Source organism: Streptosporangium sp. NPDC048886 (genome assembly GCF_055586905.1).
This window is the reverse complement of sequence record NZ_JBVJHH010000001.1, coordinates 190,095-208,390: the sequence shown is the minus strand read 5'-3', so window position 1 is coordinate 208,390 and position 18,296 is coordinate 190,095. Positions and strand designations below refer to the sequence as shown.

The 18,296-nt window shown below is 71.0% G+C and carries 17 protein-coding genes; 3 read left to right on the top strand and 14 right to left on the bottom strand.

Going from position 1 to position 18,296, the window contains the following annotated elements:
- Positions 1-24: 24 nt before the first annotated feature.
- Together ACZ6R6_RS00895 and ACZ6R6_RS00890 are read left to right on the top strand one after the other, a co-directional pair.
- Positions 25-609, top strand: a complete 585-nt coding sequence (locus ACZ6R6_RS00895; protein ID WP_470089076.1) for a TetR/AcrR family transcriptional regulator — start codon at positions 25-27, stop codon at positions 607-609.
- 43 nt (positions 610-652) lie between these two features.
- Complete coding sequence (locus tag ACZ6R6_RS00890; protein ID WP_470089075.1) at positions 653-1,540, top strand: haloalkane dehalogenase; 888 nt, start codon at positions 653-655, stop codon at positions 1,538-1,540.
- 98 nt (positions 1,541-1,638) lie between these two features.
- Here ACZ6R6_RS00890 and ACZ6R6_RS00885 read toward each other — a convergent pair whose 3' ends face one another.
- The 8 genes from ACZ6R6_RS00885 to ACZ6R6_RS00850 form a co-directional block, all read right to left on the bottom strand.
- The gene (locus ACZ6R6_RS00885) at positions 1,639-2,148 is read right to left on the bottom strand and encodes a GNAT family N-acetyltransferase (RefSeq protein ID WP_470089073.1); all 510 of its coding nucleotides are present in this window, start codon (positions 2,146-2,148) and stop codon (positions 1,639-1,641) included.
- Positions 2,117-2,293 (bottom strand): hypothetical protein, encoded by a 177-nt coding sequence (locus tag ACZ6R6_RS00880; protein ID WP_306856938.1) that lies wholly within the window; start codon positions 2,291-2,293, stop codon positions 2,117-2,119. Before ACZ6R6_RS00880 ends, ACZ6R6_RS00885 begins: the two co-directional genes overlap by 32 nt.
- Positions 2,294-2,350: 57 nt before the next feature.
- Positions 2,351-3,088, bottom strand: coding sequence for a 4-hydroxy-tetrahydrodipicolinate reductase (dapB, locus tag ACZ6R6_RS00875; protein ID WP_451934231.1), 738 nt, complete (start codon positions 3,086-3,088; stop codon positions 2,351-2,353).
- A 233-nt stretch (positions 3,089-3,321) separates the two neighbouring features.
- Positions 3,322-4,632: a M16 family metallopeptidase gene (locus ACZ6R6_RS00870; protein WP_470089071.1), complete on the bottom strand. Its 1,311-nt coding sequence runs from the start codon at positions 4,630-4,632 to the stop codon at positions 3,322-3,324.
- Entirely contained in the window at positions 4,632-6,947 is a 2,316-nt protein-coding gene (locus ACZ6R6_RS00865) for a polyribonucleotide nucleotidyltransferase (protein ID WP_306856936.1), read from the bottom strand. The genes ACZ6R6_RS00870 and ACZ6R6_RS00865 overlap by 1 nt, the downstream gene beginning before the upstream one ends.
- A 330-nt stretch (positions 6,948-7,277) precedes the next feature.
- Entirely contained in the window at positions 7,278-7,547 is a 270-nt protein-coding gene (gene rpsO / locus ACZ6R6_RS00860) for a 30S ribosomal protein S15 (RefSeq protein ID WP_012888860.1), read from the bottom strand.
- 179 nt (positions 7,548-7,726) lie between these two features.
- Entirely contained in the window at positions 7,727-9,346 is a 1,620-nt protein-coding gene (locus ACZ6R6_RS00855) for an amidohydrolase (protein ID WP_470089070.1), read from the bottom strand.
- A gap of 3 nt (positions 9,347-9,349) precedes the next feature.
- The gene (locus tag ACZ6R6_RS00850; protein ID WP_470089068.1) at positions 9,350-10,708 is read right to left on the bottom strand and encodes an APC family permease; all 1,359 of its coding nucleotides are present in this window, start codon (positions 10,706-10,708) and stop codon (positions 9,350-9,352) included.
- Positions 10,709-10,832: 124 nt separating this feature from the next.
- Here ACZ6R6_RS00850 and ACZ6R6_RS00845 point away from each other — a divergent pair, with 124 nt between their 5' ends.
- Positions 10,833-11,438, top strand: a complete 606-nt coding sequence (locus tag ACZ6R6_RS00845; RefSeq protein ID WP_470089067.1) for a TetR/AcrR family transcriptional regulator — start codon at positions 10,833-10,835, stop codon at positions 11,436-11,438.
- A gap of 73 nt (positions 11,439-11,511) precedes the next feature.
- Here ACZ6R6_RS00845 and ACZ6R6_RS00840 read toward each other — a convergent pair whose 3' ends face one another.
- From ACZ6R6_RS00840 to ACZ6R6_RS00815, 6 genes are read right to left on the bottom strand one after another with little or no spacing between them, the layout of a single operon-like run.
- A complete protein-coding gene (locus tag ACZ6R6_RS00840) occupies positions 11,512-12,465 on the bottom strand; it encodes a bifunctional riboflavin kinase/FAD synthetase (protein ID WP_470089066.1) in 954 nt (317 codons plus the stop codon).
- Between the two features lie 32 nt (positions 12,466-12,497).
- Positions 12,498-13,535 (bottom strand): ABC transporter ATP-binding protein, encoded by a 1,038-nt coding sequence (locus tag ACZ6R6_RS00835; RefSeq protein ID WP_470089064.1) that lies wholly within the window; start codon positions 13,533-13,535, stop codon positions 12,498-12,500.
- Positions 13,522-14,592 (bottom strand): ABC transporter ATP-binding protein, encoded by a 1,071-nt coding sequence (locus tag ACZ6R6_RS00830; protein ID WP_470089062.1) that lies wholly within the window; start codon positions 14,590-14,592, stop codon positions 13,522-13,524. The genes ACZ6R6_RS00835 and ACZ6R6_RS00830 overlap by 14 nt, the downstream gene beginning before the upstream one ends.
- Positions 14,585-15,553 carry an ABC transporter permease gene (locus ACZ6R6_RS00825; RefSeq protein ID WP_470089061.1) on the bottom strand — a complete coding sequence of 323 codons (969 nt, stop codon included), beginning with the start codon at positions 15,551-15,553 and terminating at the stop codon, positions 14,585-14,587. Before ACZ6R6_RS00825 ends, ACZ6R6_RS00830 begins: the two co-directional genes overlap by 8 nt.
- Positions 15,553-16,593: an ABC transporter permease gene (locus ACZ6R6_RS00820; protein WP_470089059.1), complete on the bottom strand. Its 1,041-nt coding sequence runs from the start codon at positions 16,591-16,593 to the stop codon at positions 15,553-15,555. Before ACZ6R6_RS00820 ends, ACZ6R6_RS00825 begins: the two co-directional genes overlap by 1 nt.
- On the bottom strand, positions 16,594-18,294 hold the full coding sequence (locus ACZ6R6_RS00815; RefSeq protein WP_470089057.1) for an ABC transporter substrate-binding protein: 1,701 nt from the start codon (positions 18,292-18,294) through the stop codon (positions 16,594-16,596).
- Positions 18,295-18,296 lie beyond the last annotated feature (2 nt).

The window sequence follows — 18,296 nt, the reverse complement described above, 5'->3', positions numbered from 1 at the left end:
AATACGGTCGTCCATATTGGAGGGGTGGCCAGACCATCGAAGAAGGAACAGATCCTGCGCGAGGGCCTTGAGGTGGTGCGCCGCCGGGGGTTCAACGCCGCCGGAGTGCGCGACATCACCTCCGCGGCGGGCGTACCGCAGGGCTCATTCACCAATCACTTCACCTCCAAGGAGGCGTTCGGGCTGGAGATTCTCGACCGCTACTTCGCCGACGTGCACACGACCATGACGGCGACCGTGGAGGGGGCCGGCAGCTCGCCGCTGGAACGGCTGCGGGCCTACTTCGACGCGATCAGCGACCGGCTGGAGGACCGCGGCTGGCACCACGGCTGCCTGATCGGGAACATGAGCCTGGAGGCGACCGAGCACAGCGAGGCGATCCGCGCCAGGCTCACCGAGATCTTCACCCAGTGGCGGGAGCCTTTCGCGCGGTGCCTGCTGGAGGCCGAGGCCGCCGGTCAGATCCGGCTCGACGTGCCGGCCGTGGAGCTGGCGGACTTCCTGATCACCTCATGGCAGGGCGCCATCCTCCGCATGAAGGTCGAGCGGACCCCCGAACCCCTGGAGCGGTTCAAGCGCATCGTGTTCGCCACAGTGATCCATCCCTGACGAGCACGGTCACCCCTCCCCGAGAACGAGAGAAGAGAGCTCGATGACATCCCCCCAGACTCCGCGGATCGACGCCGCCGACCCCCATCCCCGCAGGCGGATCCGCGTCCTGGACACCGAGATGAGCCACGTCGACACGGGCGACGGCGACCCGATCGTGTTCCTGCACGGGAACCCGACCTCCGCCTACCTCTGGCGCAACATCATCCCCGCCGTCCACGACCTCGGCCGGTGCCTGGCCCCGGACCTGGTCGGCATGGGCCGCTCCGGCCCGGCACCCGACGGCGGCTACCGGTTCGGCGACCACGCACGCTATCTCGACGCGTGGTTCGACGCCCTGGGCCTGACGGAGAACGTCACGCTGGTCCTGCACGACTGGGGATCGGCGCTCGGTTTCCACTGGGCGGCCCGTCACCCGGAGCGGGTCAAGGCGATCGCCTACATGGAGGCGATCGTCCAGCCCCGGCTCTGGTCGGACTTCCCGCACGGCCGCGAGGAGCTGTTCCGCGCGCTCCGGTCCGACCGGGGAGAACACCTGGTCATGGAGGAGAACTTCTTCGTCGAGACGGTCCTGCCCAAGAGCGTCATGCGCACGCTGACCGACGAGGAGATGGCGGCCTACCGCGCGCCGTTCCGGACGCCCGCCTCCCGCCTGCCGACGCTGGTGCTCGCCCGTGAGCTGCCGATCGACGGGACTCCCGACGACGTCGCCGAGATCGTCGAACAGTACGGACGCCATCTCTCGCGGAGTCCCGTCCCCAAGCTGTTCGTGGCGGCCGAGCCCGGGGCCCTGCTCGTCGGCCGGGCCGCGGAGTACGCCCGGAGCTGGCCGAACCAGCGTGAGGTGACCGTCAAGGGGGTCCACTACATCCAGGAGGATTCCCCCGTCGAGATCGGAACCGCTCTCCGCGACTTCCTCAACGATCTCTGACGCCTCCCCGGCGGTTTCTGGCCCGCGGGCGCGGACGGCCTCGCACGGCCTCGCGCGGCTCCCGCGCGGCGGGACGGGCGGGGCGGGCACACCGCCGCTCAGAGGGCGCGGCGCATCACGACGCGGGGCGCGAGCTCGATGCCCAGCTCCCGCTCGTGGGCCACCAGCGCGGCCAGCTCCGGCCCCCACTCGGCCGGATCGAGCACGGCGAAGCCCCGCCGGGCGTACCACGGCCCGTTCCAGGGCACGTCCCGGAAGGTCGTCAGCGTCACGGCCGCCGAGCCCACCGAGGCCGCGTGGTCGCAGACCGCCTCCAGCAGGCGCCCGCCGATGCCCTGCCGCCCGTGGTCGGGGTGGACGGCGAGCTGGTCGAGGTGGACCAGTCCGTCCACCCAGCCGATCATCGCGAACCCGACCGGCGGGGTCCCGGCGACCAGGACCCGCGACGGGTCGTCGGTCTCCTCGACCATCGTGGTCCCCTCCGGGAAGGTGATGCCCACCTGGGCGAACACCCCGTCGGCGGCGACCTCCACCGCCGCGAGGCCGGGCAGCTCCCCGGCCACGGCCCAGCGGACCTCAGTCGAAATCGAAGATCGAGTGCTTGTCATAGAACTGGAGGATATAGCGGCACCGCACGCAGATCATCAGGGTTATCCGGTGGGAGGTGATCCCCCACCGGCTGTCGACCCTGCCGTGCTCCTGCTGGAACTCCGTGCCCTGACAGAGGGGACAGACGAGCTCGGATCGCGTCATATCCGATAGACGGACAGGCCGCCTCCGGAGTTCCTCGGCCAGTCCGGAATATCTCGGCTACAGGTCGAGCAGGGGCTCCAGGCCGACGGTCAGTCCGGGTGTCTCCCCGACCCGGCGCACGCCCAGCAGCACGCCCGGCGTGAACGACGAGCGGCTCATGGTGTCGTGGCGGATGGTGAGCGTCTCCCCGTCGCCGCCCATGAGCACCTCCTGGTGGGCGACCAGCCCGGCCAGCCGCACGGAGTGCACGCGGACCCCGTCCACCTCCGCGCCCCGCGCCCCCTCCAGCTCGGCGCTGGTGGCGTCGGGCATCGGCCCCACCCCGGCCTTGTTCCGCGCCTCGGCGACCAGCTCCGCCGTACGGCGGGCGGTGCCGGAGGGCGCGTCGGCCTTGTTCGGGTGGTGCAGCTCGACGATCTCGACGGAGTCGAAGTATCGGGCGGCCTGCTGGGCGAAGTGCATCATCAGCACGGCGGCGATGCCGAAGTTGGGAGCGATCAGCGCGTTGACGCCGGGGTTGTCGTCCAGCCAGCCCCTGACGGTCGCCAGCCGCCCGGCGTCGAAGCCGGTGGTGCCGACCACCGGGTGGATGCCGTGGGAGATGCACCATTCGAGGTTGCCCATGACCACGTCGGGGTGGGTGAAGTCGACCACCACCTCCGAGCCCGCGAGACCCTCGATCGGGTCGCCCTTGTCGACCGCCGCGACCAGCTCCAGGTCGTCGGCCGCCTCGACGGCCCTGCACACTTCGATACCGACACGCCCGCGGGCGCCGAGAACTCCAACCCTGATCACGGCCCAAGGCTATACCGTCCGCCTCCGCGCGGACCCGCCAGCCATGCCCTGACCTCGCACGCCGCACCCGGAGGCCCGGTGAGCCCCGCACCGGCCCGCCGGGTTCCGGCCGCGGGCCGCGCCCCCGGGTCTCCGGGACGGTCGTGGGCCGCCTCCGGAGGTCCCCGCCGGCCACGCCCGGACGGACAACGGCCCCGGCGCACGGGGCGCCGGGGCCGTTGGCGACAGGACGGCTAGCCGTTCACGGCCCAGCTGAAGTCCTTGTCCTCGTAGGGGCCGATCACCGCGAGGGTCATCGGGCGGTTGAGGACGTCGCGGGCGACCTCGGTGATCTCCTCCGGCGTCACCGCCTCGATCCTGGCCAGGACGTCGTCGACCGAGAGCAGTTCGTCGTAGACGAGCTCGCCCTTGCCGATCCTGGACATCCTGGAGCCGGTGTCCTCCAGCCCGAGCACCAGACCGCCGCGCATCTGTCCCTTGCCACGGACGATCTCCTCCTCGGTGATGCCGTCGGCGATCACCCGGAGGACCTCCTCACGGCAGATCTTCAGCACGTCGTCGGTCTTCGACGGCAGGCAGCCGACGTAGATGCCGAACTGGCCGGTGTCGGCGTGGGCGGAGGTGTAGGAGTAGGCGGAGTAGGCCAGCCCCCGCTTCTCCCTGATCTCCTGGAACAGCCGCGAGGACATGCCGCCGCCCAGGGCCGCGTTGAACACGCCCAGCGCGAAGCGGCGCTCGTCGGTGCGGGTGAGGCCGGTCGTGCCGAGGACCAGGTTGGCCTGCTCGGTCGGCCGGTGCACCACCCGGACCCCGGAGCGGGTCCCGACGCCGGGGCCGGACAGGCGCGGAGGGATGGGCGAGGCGTCCCCGCCGAGCGCTCCGGCCCGCTCGTAGGCCGCGGCGACCAGCGCGACGACCTGCTCGTGGCTGACGTTGCCGGCCACCGACACCACGGTGTGCGTCGGCAGGTAGTAGCGGCGGTAGTACTCGGCGATCCGGTCACGGCTGACGGCGTTGATCGACTCGACCGTGCCGAGGATCGGCCGGCCGATGGGCGTGTCGCCGTACAGCTCGGCGGAGAACTGCTCGTGCACCATGTCGGAGGGGTCGTCGTCGTGCATGGCGATCTCCTCCAGGATCACGCCACGCTCGGCCTCGACGTCCTCCGGGGTGATGAGCGAGGAGGTCACCACGTCGGCGAGCACGTCGATCGCCACCCGCAGGTCCTCGTCGAGGACCCGCGCGTAGTAGCAGGTGTATTCCTTGGCGGTGAAGGCGTTGATCTCACCGCCGATGCCCTCGATCGCCGCGGAGATCTCCAGTGCGTCCCGCGTGGGGGTGCCCTTGAACAGCAGGTGCTCAAGGAAGTGGGAGGCCCCCATGTGCTCGGGAGCCTCGTCCCGCGATCCGATGCCGACCCACATGCCGACCGCGACGGAACGCACGGTCGGCATGGACTCGGTCACCACCCGGAGCCCACCGGGGAGGACGGTGCGCTGCACCACCCCGGCACCGTCCTTGCCGGGGTGCAGAGTGGTGGTCATCACGAGTTGCGGTCTTCTCCCCCACGGCCGCCGCCGCTGGTGCGGGTGCGGGTGCGACGGGGCCGCTCCTCGCGGGGCCGCTCGTCGGCGGCGGGCGCCGCGGGCTCCTCCTCGGGGGCGCCGCCCTCGGCCTTGGCCGCGGCCTCCTTCTCGATGACCTCGACGGGCACCAGGGAGAGCTTGCCGCGCGAGTCGATCTCGGCGATCTCCACCTGGACCTTCTCGCCGACGTTCATGACGTCCTCGACGTTCTCGATGCGCTTGCCGCCGTGCAGCTTGCGGATCTGGGAGACGTGCAGCAGGCCGTCCTTGCCCGGCATGAGGGAGATGAAGGCGCCGAAGGCGGCGATCTTGACGACCGTGCCCAGGTAGCGCTCGCCGACCTCCGGCATGTGCGGGTTGGCGATGGCGTTGATCGCCGACCGGGCCGCCTCGGCGGACGGGCCGTCGGTGGCGCCGATGTAGATGGTCCCGTCGTCCTCGATCGTGATCTCGGCGCCGGTGTCGTCCTGGATCTGGTTGATCATCTTGCCCTTCGGGCCGATGACCTCGCCGATCTTGTCCACCGGGACCTTGATCGTGATGATGCGCGGGGCCGTCGCGTTCATCTCCGCCGGGGAGTCGATGGCCTCCTGCATCACGTCGATGATGGCCAGGCGGGCGCCCTTGGCCTGCTTCAGCGCGGCGGCCAGGACCGAGGCGGGGATGCCGTCGAGCTTGGTGTCGAGCTGGAGGGCGGTGATGACATCCTTGGTGCCGGCGACCTTGAAGTCCATGTCGCCCATGGCGTCCTCGGCGCCGAGGATGTCGGTCAGCGTGACGTACTGGTCGCCCTCGTTGATCAGGCCCATCGCGATGCCCGCGACGATGCCCTTGAGGGGGACGCCCGCGTCGAGCAGCGCCATGGTCGAGGCGCAGACCGAGCCCATGGAGGTCGAGCCGTTGGAGCCCAGCGCCTCGGAGACCTGGCGGATCGCGTAGGGGAACTCCTCGCGGGCCGGCAGGACCGGGACGAGCGCCCGCTCGGCGAGCGCGCCGTGGCCGATCTCGCGGCGCTTGGGCGAGCCCACCCGGCCGGTCTCACCGGTGGAGTAGGGCGGGAAGTTGTAGTTGTGCATGTAGCGCTTGGTGCGCTCCGGGTTGAGCGTGTCGATCATCTGCTCCATGCGGAGCATGTTCAGCGTGGTGATGCCCAGGATCTGGGTCTCGCCGCGCTCGAACAGGGCCGAGCCGTGCACCCGGGGCACGACGTGGACCTCGGCGTTGAGCTGCCGGATGTCCTTGACGCCGCGGCCGTCGATGCGGACGCCCTCGGAGATGACCCGCTCGCGCATGAGCTTCTTGGTCAGCGAGCGGAACGCCGCGCCGATCTCCTTCTCGCGGCCTTCGAACTCGGAGCCGACCTTCTCGGCGGCCAGGGCCTTGACGCGGTCGAGCTCGGTCTCGCGCTCCTGCTTGCCGGCGATGGTCAGCGCCGCGGCCAGCTCGCTCTTGACCGCGCCGGTCACCGCCTCCAGGACGTCGTCCTGGTAGTCGAGGAACAGCGGGTATTCGGCGGTCTCCTTGGCGGCGACCTTGGCGACCTTGGACTGCGCCTCGCACAGGACCTTGATGAACGGCTTGGAGGCCTCCAGGCCCTGGGCGACGGTCTCCTCGGTCGGAGCCACGGCGCCGTCGGCGACGAGCTTGAGCGTGTCGCGGGTGGACTCGGCCTCGACCATCATGATCGCGACGTCGCCGTCCTCCAGGACGCGGCCGGCGACCACCATGTCGAAGGTGGCGTTGGCCAGCTCCGCGTGGGTCGGGAAGGCGACCCACTGGCCCTCGATCAGCGCGACGCGGACGCCGCCGATCGGGCCGGAGAAGGGCAGCCCGGCGAGCTGGGTGGACAGGGACGCGGCGTTGATCGCGACCACGTCGTAGAGGTGGTCGGGGTTGAGCGCCATGACGGTCGCGACGACCTGGATCTCGTTGCGCAGCCCCTTGACGAACGACGGGCGCAGCGGCCGGTCGATCAGCCGGCAGGTGAGGATGGCGTCCTCGGAGGGACGGCCCTCACGGCGGAAGAAGGAGCCGGGGATGCGGCCCGCGGCGTACATCCGCTCCTCGACGTCCACCGTGAGGGGGAAGAAGTCGAGGTTCTCCTTGGGATTCTTGGAGGCGGTGGTCGCGGACAGGACCATCGTCTCGTCGTCCAGGTAGACGACGGCGGAACCCGCCGCCTGGCGTGCGAGCCGGCCGGTCTCGAACCGGATGGTACGCGTGCCGAAAGAGCCGTTGTCGATGACGGCTTCACTGCTGTGGACACCCTCCACGGGGGACCTCCTTGTAACTCGGTCGCCCGCGCCCACTCAGGCACGCGTCTCGCGCCTGAGTCGTCTGCTTGCCGGCTCCCCGTAGGTGCAGCGCCGGTCTTCGATCGAAGCGCCCGGTTCCGTACGGCTCACGCCATGATGACCGGGGGCCACTACCGAGGACCGGCCCTCCGACGCCGTGGGGCGCGCTTGCTGGCGGACGCGGGGCACTGTCTCGGCTATTCAGTTTGCTCACTGGGACGGCGTCTGCATGGCGCGACGCGCCGACACCGGCCCATATGAGATCCATATGAGATGAGGGAGCGGCGCGGACGCCACTCCCTCACAACTCTATCGGCGCAGGCCGAGCCGCTCGATGAGCGAACGGTAGCGCGCGATGTCCTTGCTCTGCAGGTACTTGAGCAGACGGCGGCGGCGACCCACGAGCAGCAGCAGGCCGCGGCGGCTGTGGTGGTCGTGCTTGTGCGTCTTCAGGTGCTCGGTGAGCTCGCTGATGCGCTTGCTCAGCAGCGCGATCTGCACCTCGGGGGAACCGGTGTCGGTCTCACCCTTGGCGTACTCACCGATGATCTGCTTCTTGGCGGCGGTGTCGAGCGACACGTCTCTCCTTGAACTCCTACGGGCACGCGTGATGTACAAGATGCCCGAGCGACCGTGCGTGCCTACAGTCGCCGTGGCGGGATCAGCGCCGGGGCTGTGACACCGCCGGTTACAGAGCTGACATGCCAGGTTACCATCAGCCCTCCCGTCATCGCACATCCACGGGAGCGCCGGGGCCGTCAGCCCCTCCGGTGGACGGTCCGGCCGTCGACGATCACCGTCTCGGCCCGGACCTCGGGGATGCGGGCGGCCGGGATCTCGAAGAGGTCCTCGGACAGGATCACCAGGTCGGCGAGCTTGCCCGCGGTCAGCGAGCCCCGGTCGTGGTCGCAGAAGTTGGCGTAGGCCGAGCCGAGGGTGTAGGCGCGGACGGCGGTCTCCAGATCCACGCACTCCTGCGGCATCCAGGCCGGGCCGCCGGCGAGGCCCTGCCGGGTGACGGCGGTGTAGATGCCGACCATCGGGTCCATCTCGGCCACGTTCCAGTCGCTGGAGAAGGCCAGCACCGCTCCCGCCTCGTGCAGCGAGCGCATCGGCCAGGCCTTGCCCCACCGCTCCGGGCCGACCGCCGAGGCCCAGTCGTGGCCGGGACCGGCGATGTCGGGCGAGCAGTGCCGGGGCTGCATGCAGGCCACCACGCCCAGCGAGGCGAAGCGCGGCACGTCCGCCGGGTCGAGGCACTCCACGTGGACGACCTGGTGGCGGGCGTCACGGCGGCCATTGACCCGGAAGGCGTGCTCGACGGCGTCCAGCACGGTGCGGATGCCCCGGTCGCCGGTGGCGTGCACGAACGCCTGGAAGCCCGCGGCGTCCAGCTTGGCCAGCAGGCCGGCGAACTCCTCCGGCGGGTAGAAGGTCTCGCCGCGGTGCGAGTGCCCGCAGTAGGGCTCCAGGAGCGCGGCGGTGTGCGGCTCCACCACGTCGTCGATGTAGAGCTTGAGGGGCCCGACCCGGAACCACTCGTCGTCGTGCTCGGCCGCCGCGGCGGCGAAGTCCGCCAGGTCCGCCTCGCCGGTCCCGCGGGGGTGGAACAGCGCCGCGATCACCCGGGAGCGGAGCCGTCCCTCGGCCCTGGCCCGCCGGAACAGGGCCAGGTCGTCCAGCGAGTTCTGCGGTTCGACGATCGTGGTGACGCCCAGGGCGGTGGCCATGTCGAGGCTGGCCAGCAGGCGGGGGTAGGCGCGGTCCTGGCCGGCCCACGGCACGCCGAGATCGGCCAGCGCCCGCTGCCCGGCGCGGGAGAGCCCGCGCACCGCGAACTCGGTGACGAATCCGGTCGGCTCTCCCGACCCGTCGGTCTGGGCCACCCCGAACGGCAGGTCCGTGTGGTCGCGGTCGATGCCGAGCACGCCCATCGCGGCGGTGTTCAACCACATGGTGTGCACGTCGTAGCTGAACACGAAGGCGGGCAGGCCCTCGGTGAGCGGGTCCAGGTCGGCGGCGCGGGGCATCCGGCCGCCGGGGATGGCGGAGTACTCGAACGCCTCGCACTCGATCCACCGGGCCCGCGGGTTGGCCCGCCGCCACCGCGCGATCCGCCGGCCGACCTCCTCCAGCGAGCCGGCGCCGGCGAGCTGGACGCACGCCTCGTCCGAGCCCAGCCGGACGTGGTTGTGCGCGTCCACGAAACCGGGCAGGACCAGCCGGCCGCCGGCGTCGAGCGTCTCGGCGGCGGCGGGGGCGTCGGCGTCGGCCCCCACCCAGGTGATCCGCCCGTCCCGCACGGCCAGCGCCTGCGCCCGCGGCAGCGCGGGGTCGACGGTGTGGACACGGGCGTTCCGCACGACCAGATCGTTCATCGCTCAGTCCTCGGTGGTCGTCACGACCCAGCGGGTCAGCGGGCGGGGGCGCAGGTAGAACAGGTAGTAGGCGGTGAAGAGCACCACGATGACACCCGCGATGGCCAGGTCGGCCCACGACTGCTCGGCCAGGGCGTAGGCCAGGGCGGCGATCACCGCGACCGGGATCGCCGGCCACAGCGGCATCCGCCACGCGGCGACCCCGCGGTGCCCGGCCGACCGGGCGCGCAGCGCCGCCACCGCGATCAGCAGGGAGACGACCGTCAGGACGACCGACGTCACCCCGAGCAGCCCTTCGATGTCGAACAGCGCGGCCATGAGCGCGCCGGGCAGGCCGATGGCCAGGGTGCTCACCCAGGGGGATCCCCACCGGGGGTGGAGCCTGGTCAGGGCCCGGTTGACCGGCTCGGGCCAGGCCCGGTCGCGGCCGGAGGCGAAGATGACCCGGCCGTTCTGCAGGGCCATGACCAGCACCGCGTTCAGGATGGCGATGGCGATGCCCAGGTTGATGAAGACCGCGAAGCCGGGGCCGGCCCAGGCCCGCACGTAGTCGGGGAAGGTGCCGTCGACCAGGTCGCCGAGCGAGCCGACGCCGAGCACGGCGGCCGCCGTGGGCACGATGATGACGACGCCGGCCAGGCCGAGCGCCCAGAAGACCGTGCGCGGCACGTTCCGGCGCGGCTGCTTGATCTCCTCGGTGAGGTAGACGGCGGACCCGAAGCCGTTGAAGGAGAACATCGTGACGGTGAGCCCGGCCATCAGGATCGCCAGGGAGAACGCCGACAGGCCGCCCTGTCCGTCCGGCACCACCGGGGAGACGAGCACCGACACGTCACGCTGGGCGTGGGCGAAGCCGAGCCCGGCGACCACCATGGCGGCGACCACCTCGATGGCCAGGAAGACCCCGGTGATGAAGGCGTTGGAGCGCACGTCGAGCACCGCGAACAGGGTGGCCAGCAGCATGACGACCGCACCGGCCAGCGAGCGGTCCACGGCGAACAGGTCGGAGAGGTAGTCGGCGGTCCCCAGCGCGATGATCGGCGGAATGATGATCAGCAGGACGGCCGACAGGCCGAAGGTGAGCCATCCGGCGAAACGTCCCAGAAGCGTGGTGACCATGGCGTACTCGCCGCCGGAGCTCGGCGCGAGCGTGCCCAGCTCGGCGTAGCAGAAGGCGATGCCGACCGAGACCACCAGGCCGGCGATGAGCGCGATGACCGCTCCGCTTCCCTGACCTGCGAGAACCTCGGGGACGATGATGAACAGCGATGAGGTGGGCGTGATGCACGACAGGGTCAGCATGACCGCGCCGAAGAGGCCTAGCACCCGGGGCAGGGAGGGTGCCACTTGTTGCTTGAGCACGGGGGACATTCCTCACATGGCGATCATTTGAACGGCATTCAAATATTTGAATGCCATTCAAAATGCACTGCCGTACAGTCGGACGTCAAGAGTGCGCCAGGACCCTTTACCGGAACGGGGCGAAATGGCACGACGGCGGCTGGAACGTCCACGCGAGCAGATGCTCGAGGCGGCGATGGAGGCGATCACCGAACACGGGCTGGCCGAGCTGACGATGGCGGCGCTGGCCCGGCGGCTGGGCACCAGCGGCGGCCACGTCCTCTACTACTTCGGCAGCAAGGACCAGGTCCTGCTGGAGACCCTGCGCTGGAGCGAGGACAGGCACACGAGATCCAGGGCGGCGCTGCTCACCGCCGGAGGCGGCGCGCTGGAGCGGCTCGGCGACTACGTGTCGATCTACCTGCCGGAGGGGGCGGGCGACCCGCGCTGGCTGCTCTGGGTGGACGTCTGGAGCCGCACCCCGGCGGTGCCCGCGCTGCGCGAGGGCCAGGTGGAGATCGACCTGGGCTGGCACCGCGACCTGGTCGCGCTGCTGGAGCAGGGCGCGCGCGGGGGCGAGTTCGCCGGCGTCGACCTGGAGTCCTTCTCGGTACGGCTCCGCGCCATGCTGGACGGCTTCAGCACCCAGATCGTGATCGGCGTGCCCGGGGTGAGCCGGGAGGGGGCCACCGCCCACGCCCTGGCCTACGCCCGGCAGGCGCTCGGAGCCGCCCCCGCGCCCACCGGCTGAGCCGCCTGCGGCCCCGGGGGCGCAGGGGCGGCCCGTCCGGGCCGTCCGGGCCCTCCGGGCCGGGGCAGCGGGTTCAGGAGGTGAGGCGGCGGGCCTCGTCGACGTCGGCGCGCATCTGGTCGATGAGCGCCTCGACCGAGTCGAACCTGACGTTGCCGCGGAGCCGGGGTCCGAAGTCCACGGCCATGTGGGCGCCGTAGAGGTCGAGGTCGTCACGGTCGAGCGCGTAGGCCTCGACGGTGCGCGGCACCCCCTCGAAGGTGGGGTTGGTGCCCACCGAGATGGCCGCGGGCCAGCGCTCGCCGCCGTAGACGGCCGGCAGGTTGCCCGTCGAGATGCCCTGCAGCCAGCCGGCGTAGACGCCGTCGGCGGGGATCGCGGTGAAGTCGGGGGACTCCACGTTGGCCGTCGGGAAGCCCAGCTGACGGCCGCGCTGGTAGCCGCGGACGACCACGCCCTCGACCCGGTGCGGGCGGCCCAGCGCCGCGGCGACGGCCTCCATGTCCCCGGCGGCGAGCCGCTCGCGGATGAGGGTGGAGGAGATTGTCTCCCCGTTGCTCACCAGCGGGACCGCCTCCGCCACGAAGTCGTACTTCTCGCCGAGGGTCTGCAACGTCTCGACGTCACCGGACGCCTTGTGCCCGAAGCGGAAGTTCTCCCCCACCACGACCCCGCCCGCGTGGAGCCGGTCGACCAGCACGGTCTGCACGAACTCGTCCGGGGTCATCCGGGAGAACTCCAGCGTGAACGGCAGCACGCACACCGCGTCCACGCCGAGCGCGGCGAGCAGCTCGGTGCGGTGCCGGGCCGTCGTCAGCCGGGGCGGGTGCGTGCCGGGCCGCACCACCTCCTCCGGATGCGGGTCGAAGGTCACCACGACCGAGAGCAGCCCGAGCTCGTCGGCCATCTCGACGGCACGGGCCACCATCTGCTGGTGGCCGCGGTGAACCCCGTCGAAGACGCCGATCGTGATGACGGACCTGCCCCAGTCTTCGGGCACGTCGTCCAATCCGTGCCAGCCTCGCACCGCAGCCTCTTCCCCTTGTAGCGGATCGACCCCTAAAGCCTGCCATGCTTGCCCGCCATCTCTCCAATCGGGGAGCTCATTGGAAAGTGACAGGCCACCTGACGTCCCCCGACGCGGCCCAGCGCGGGACGTTCGGTACGGCAGCGCTCCTGGGCGATCGGGCAGCGGGGATGGAAGGAGCACCCCGTGGGCCGGTCGATCGGGCTGGGCACGTCGCCGGTCAGCACGACGCGCTCGCGGCGCGGCGCCCCGGACCCGTCGTCGATCTCCGGGACCGCCGACAGCAGCGCGTGGGTGTAGGGATGCGAGGGCGCGGCGTACAGCGCCTCGGCCTCGGCGACCTCGACGATCTCCCCCAGATACATCACCGCGATCCGGTCCGACACGTGCCGCACCACGCCCAGGTCGTGCGCGATGAAGACGTAGGTGAGCCCGAGCTCGTCCTGCAGGTCCGCGAAGAGGTTGAGCACCTGCGCCTGCACCGACACGTCGAGCGCCGAGACCGGTTCGTCGGCCACCACGAGCTTGGGCGACAGGGCGATGGCCCGGGCGATGCCGATCCGCTGGCGCTGGCCGCCGGAGAACTCGTGCGGGTAGCGGTCCAGGTGGGTCCTGGCCAGCCCGACCAGGTCGAACAGCTCGCCGACCCGCCTCCGGACCGCGGCGGCGTCGCCGTGGCCGTGGATCCTGAGCGGCTCGGCGACCGCGTCGCCGGCCGTGCGGCGCGGGTTGAGCGAGGCGTAGGGGTCCTGGAAGACGAGCTGCAGGCCCCTGCGGACCGGGCGGAGGGCGCGCCGGGACAGGGCGGTGATGTCCTGCCCGTCGAACTCCACCCGGCCGGTGGTGACGTCGGTCAGCCGGACCAGGCAGCGGCCGAGCGTGGACTTGCCGCACCCGGACTCGCCGACCACGCCGAGGGTCTCCCCGGTCCTGACCTCCAGCGAGACCCCGTTGACGGCCTGCACGCCGCGGCCGCCGCGCGCCTTGAAGTGCTTGACCACATCGGTGGCCCGCAGCAGGGTGCTCATCGTCGTGTCCGCTGTGTTCACGGGTCGCTCACCGCTCCTCATCCGCCGCGTGGGCGGTCCGTCGTGCCGGGGTCGTCTCCGGGGCGCTCCGGTCACCACGCCGGATCCGCTCCCGGTCCTCCCCGGGCAGCCAGCAGGCGTCCAGGTGACCGGCGCCGCCGGTGAGCGGGGGGACCTCGTCGCAGGCCGCGTGCCGGTGGGAGCAGCGGCCGGCGAAGGGACAGCCGCCGCCCGAGGCGCCGGGGGTGCCCGGGATCGTGGGCAGCCGCCGGACGCGCGGCCCGCCCACCCGGGGCACCGAGTCGAGCAGGCCCCAGGTGTAGGGATGGCGGGGAGTGCGGAAGACGTCCCCGCGGGGGCCGCGCTCGACCGCGCGCCCGCCGTACATGACCAGGACCTCGTCCGCGATCTCGGAGACCACGCCCATGTCATGGGTGATCATGACGATGGCCGAGCCGTGGTCGGCGCGCAGGCGGCGCATCAGGTCCAGGATCTGCGCCTGGGTGGTGACGTCGAGCGCGGTGGTGGGCTCGTCGGCGATCAGCAGCCCGGGGTTGCACGACAGCGCCATGGCGATGACCACGCGCTGGCGCATGCCGCCGGAGAACTCGTGCGGGTAGGAGTCGACCCGCCTGCCCGGCGCCGGGATGCCGACCTCGTCGAGCAGCCGGACCGCGCGGTCGCGGGCGGCCTTCCTCGAGATCCTCTCGTGGGCGCGGATCTGCTCGGCGATCTGCCAGCCGACCGTGTAGACGGGGGTGAGGGCGGTCATCGGGTCCTGGAAGATCATGGCGATCTCCCGGCCCCGCACGGCCCGCATCTCCCGGTCCTTCAGGGCCAGCAGATCCCGCCCTCGAAAGATTACTTTTCCGGAAATTTCAGCATTAGGGGTGCGGATCAGGCGGAGCACGCCGAGCATCGACACGCTCTTGCCCGAACCCGACTCCCCCACCACGCCCAGCACCTCGCCCGGCCGTACCGAGAACGACAGGCCGTCGACGGCGGTGAAGTGGCCGGTGCCGGAGCGGAAACGCACCCGCAGGTCGCTGACTTCGAGGAGGGGCTCGGCGGGCGGTTCGGAAAGGGATCGGTCAGGCACGGCGCACCCTCGGGTCGAGCCGGGCGTACAGGACGTCCACCACGGCGTTGGCCAGCACGACGAAGAAGGCGGCGTAGAGGACCGTGCCCATGATCACGGGCAGGTCGAGGTTCTGCAGCGCCTGGTAGGTGAGCTTGCCCACGCCCGGCAGGCCGAAGACCACCTCGGTCAGCAGCGCCGCGCCGCCGACGAGGGCGCCGAAGTCCAGTCCGAACAGCGACACGATCGGGATCAGCGAGCAGCGCAGGGCGTGCCTGATCAGAATGCGCCGCTCCGACAGGCCCTTGGCGCGGGCGGTGCGCACGTAGTCCTCGTTCAGTGCCTGGATCAGCTCGCCGCGCAGCAGCCTGGCGTAGATCCCCGCGTACAGCAGGGCCAGGGTGAGCCAGGGCAGCAGCAGGTGCAGCGCCCACTGGCCGGGGCTCTGCGAGAACGGCACGTAGCCGAGCGGCGGCACCCACGAGAAGACAGACCCGTGCAACTCCTTCTGGGTGATCAGGTTGACCACCTCGCCCAGCCAGTAGACCGGCAGCGAGACGCCGAAGACGCCCAGCAGCATGACCAGCGGGTCGACCAGGGTGCCGCGCATGGCCCCGGCGAGAGTGCCCATCGCCACGCCCAGCACCATCCAGATCACCGCCGCGCCCACCACGAGCGAGAGCGTGACCGGGACCGCCTCCATGATCTGCGGGATCACCAGCGTGCCCCGGTTCACGAACGAGGTCAGGTCATGGCTGACGAACAGGTGCTTCATCATCATCAGGTACTGCACGGGCAGCGGCCGGTCGAAGCCGAACGACGCGCGCACCTGCTCCAGCGTGGCCGGGTCGGCGTTCTTGCCCGCGATGCGGGCCGCCGGGTCCACGCCGGGGGTGGCGAAGAAGATCAGGAAGACCAGCACGCTGATCGCGAACAGGACGAGCAGCGCGGCGCCGAGCCGCCGCAGGATGTATCCGGCCATCAGGCGCCTCCCCGCAGCCGGGCGTTCGGGTCGAGCGCGTCGCGCACGCCGTCGCCGAACACGTTGAGCGCGACCGCGGTCAGCGCGACGGAGAGTCCGGCCGCGATCGTGATCATCGGCCGGGTGTAGAGCAGGGCCAGGCCGTCGTTGATGATCGTGCCCCAGCTCGCGTCGGGCGACTGGACGCCGACCGACAGGAACGACAGCGCCGACTCGGTGAGCATGTTGAGCGCGGTCATCAGCGGCAGGAAGACCACCACGGTCGGCAGGACGTTCGGCAGGACCTCGCGGCGCATGATCCGCAGGTCGCTCGCGCCCAGCCCGACGGCGGCGTGCAGGAACTCCTTGCCGCGCAGCGCCATCACCTGGCCCCGCAACGGCCTGGCCACGTAGGGGACGTAGATGAGCGCGATGATGACGACCGGCAGCGCGAGACTGCCCGCGTCGATGTGGACGGGTCCCAGGTGCAGGCCGCTGGTCAGCAGCACGACCGACAGGCAGATGGCCAGCAGGTAGACCGGGAAGGCCCAGACGACGTCGAACAGGCGGGAGAGCACGGCGTCGATCCAGCCGCCGAAGTATCCGGCGACCACGCCGAGGACCGTCGCCAGCGCGCAGCACAGCAGCGCCGAGGAGACGCCGATCAGCAGGCTGTTGCGCCCGCCGTACAGGATCCTGGCCATGACGTCGCGGCCCTGGTTGTCGGCGCCGAGCAGATAGTGGCCGGGGTCGCCGGTGGGGCCGATCGGGGTGACGCCGAGGCCGAGGCCCTCGGTGCTCTGCTGCAGGACCTGGACCTCCTGGCCGCCCACGACCGTGGTGCCGGAGACGTTGGAGACGAACGGGTCGGTGTGCGCGATCGAGCCCGCGTAGACCGGGGCCAGCAGGCAGACGAGCACGATGAGCAGCAGCCCGGCCCCTGCGGCCATCGCCGAGCGGTTGCGCAGGATCCGGGTGGCGGCCTGCCGCCACGGACTGGCACCGGGCCGGACCGGGGCGGCGACGACGGGGATGGGTCCGGCCCCGTTCACCGTGCTCATCTACTTGACCCAGAGCTGGGAGATGAGCATGAAGAACTGCTTGTGGAACTGGTAGTTGCCGACCCGGCTGGAGACGAAGTCCACCTGCTTGGGGGTGAACAGCGGGATGATCGGGCTCGCCTTGGTCAGGTCGCGGTCGATCTCGCCCCACTTGGCGTTCGCGGCGTCCTTGTCCGTCCGGTCCAGCGTCATCGCCTCGGCCATCCGGGCGTCGACGTCCTTGTCGCAGTAGCCGGAGATGTTGATGCTGGAGTCGCTGCCGGGCCGGAAGGACGCGCAGGACAGCAGCACGTGCAGGAAGTCCGAGGCGGCGGGGTAGTCGGCGTACCACTGGGAGACGCTGACCTGGACCTTGTTCTTGTCGTTCTGGATGTAGGTGAAGTGGATGTTCGTCGAGATGACCTTGAGCTTGGCCCGGTAGCCGATCTGCTCCAGGGTGCTGCGGACGTACTCGCCGATCTGCTTGCTCACCTCGTCGTCGGCGACGACCACGGAGACCTCCTGGCCCGCGGTCCCCGACTGCTGGACGAGGTCCTTGGCCCTGGCCAGGTCCGGCTTGGGGAAGTCGCAGAAGTCGGCGTGGCCGGGGATGCCGGGCGGCAGGAGCGTGCAGGCGGGCTGGGCCACGTTGGCCCCGCCGAACATCTTCACCACGGCCTGGCGGTCGATCGCCCAGTTGAGCGCCTGGCGGGCCTCGGGCCTGTCGAAGGGGGCGAGGTTGACGTTGAGCGGCAGGTACCAGAAGGCCGACAGCTGGTTCACGTGCGCCTGGGAGGCGTAGTTGGCGCCGATCTCGCCGAGCCGGTCGGCGGGCAGCGGATCGAAGACCCAGTCGGCCTGGCCGTTCTGGACCGCGGTGACCGCGGCCTCCGCGGTGAGGCCGTAGGAGTAGACGATCTCGTCCGGGTAGCCCTGCGGCTGCGCCTCGCGCGACCACTCGGTGAAGTCGGGGTTGCGGACGAGCTTGAGCTCCTTGTTGGGGTCGTAGGAGACCGCCGTGTAGGGGCCGGTGCCGCCGATCGGCTTGGTGCCCTGGTCCTTGTCCGGGGTGTCCTTGGGCAGCACGACCGCGTGCGGCAGGGCGAGCTTGAGCGGGAACTCCGAGTCCGGCTCGACCAGGTTGACCGTCACCGTGTTCTTGGCCCTGTCGGCGACCACGCCCTTGTCGAGCGTGCACTCCCCGGGCTTCTTGACGCAGGCGGCGGCGCCGACGATCCCGGCGTAGAAGGTGCCGGAGGTGGGCCCGGAGACCTTGTAGATCCGCTGGAAGGAGGCCACCACGTCGTCGACGGTGACCTCGGCTCCGCCGGCGAACTTCACGCCCTTGCGGAGGGTGAAGGTGTAGGACCTGCCGTCCGCGCTGACCTCGGGCATGGCCTCGGCCAGGTCGGGGACCAGGTCGTAGGACGCCTCGCCGCCGACCTTCTTGAAGGCCAGCAGCCCGTCGTACATGGCCTGGAAGACCTGCCAGTTGCCGTTGCTGTAGTTGATGTGCGGGTCGAGCGTGCCGTCGCCGGCCTTGGCCTGCAGGCGGAGCGTGCCCCCCTTGTGCTGCTCCTGGAATCCCGCGCCGGCCGCCTGGGAGGTTCCGGCCGGCCCGGCCGGCCCGGCCGGCGCGGTCTGGGGGGAGCCGCCGGAACAGGCCGCGACGGACAGGGCGAGCAGGGCCGCGCCCGCCGCGATCGGGATGTTGCGCTTCATGG

Coding starts and splice junctions, on each gene's coding strand:
- ACZ6R6_RS00890 (WP_470089075.1), top strand. CDS start 653: ATGACATCCCCCCAGACTCCGCGGATCGACGCCGCCGACCCCCATCCC.
- ACZ6R6_RS00885 (WP_470089073.1), bottom strand. CDS start 2,148: ATGACAAGCACTCGATCTTCGATTTCGACTGAGGTCCGCTGGGCCGTG.
- ACZ6R6_RS00880 (WP_306856938.1), bottom strand. CDS start 2,293: ATGACGCGATCCGAGCTCGTCTGTCCCCTCTGTCAGGGCACGGAGTTC.
- ACZ6R6_RS00870 (WP_470089071.1), bottom strand. CDS start 4,632: ATGACCACCACTCTGCACCCCGGCAAGGACGGTGCCGGGGTGGTGCAG.
- ACZ6R6_RS00855 (WP_470089070.1), bottom strand. CDS start 9,346: ATGAACGATCTGGTCGTGCGGAACGCCCGTGTCCACACCGTCGACCCC.
- ACZ6R6_RS00845 (WP_470089067.1), top strand. CDS start 10,833: ATGGCACGACGGCGGCTGGAACGTCCACGCGAGCAGATGCTCGAGGCG.
- ACZ6R6_RS00835 (WP_470089064.1), bottom strand. CDS start 13,535: ATGAGGAGCGGTGAGCGACCCGTGAACACAGCGGACACGACGATGAGC.
- ACZ6R6_RS00825 (WP_470089061.1), bottom strand. CDS start 15,553: ATGGCCGGATACATCCTGCGGCGGCTCGGCGCCGCGCTGCTCGTCCTG.
- ACZ6R6_RS00820 (WP_470089059.1), bottom strand. CDS start 16,593: ATGAGCACGGTGAACGGGGCCGGACCCATCCCCGTCGTCGCCGCCCCG.
- ACZ6R6_RS00815 (WP_470089057.1), bottom strand. CDS start 18,294: ATGAAGCGCAACATCCCGATCGCGGCGGGCGCGGCCCTGCTCGCCCTG.